Below are 238 nucleotides of genomic sequence, written 5' to 3' on the forward strand. Positions count from 1 at the left end.
CTCGACAACATCGTACTGACGCCGCACATCGCCAGCGGCAGCCTGGCCACGCGTCGCGCGATGGTTTCGCTCGCCGTCGACAACCTGATCGCCGCCCTCGGCCACGGCCCGGATGCGGGAAAACCGCCGTCGCCGGTCACGGCGACGACCGGCGACGCCGACGGCAAACGATCGGGAACCGCCTGAGCACGCAGGCGGGCGGTTCCCCGACATTCCGACGTCCACCCTCCGTTTCCCG

1 pseudogene is annotated in these 238 nt (G+C 70.6%); it reads left to right on the plus strand.

Annotated features, from left to right (window positions below):
- Positions 1 to 186: pseudogene (locus SB660_RS23640) on the plus strand (hypothetical protein); the annotation flags it as partial.
- Between the last annotated feature and the right edge of the window lie 52 nt (positions 187 to 238).

Origin of the sequence: Bacillus sp. SIMBA_005 (assembly GCF_046535585.1) — a bacterium.
Taxonomy (GTDB): Bacteria; Bacillota; Bacilli; order Bacillales; family Bacillaceae; genus Bacillus; species Bacillus pumilus.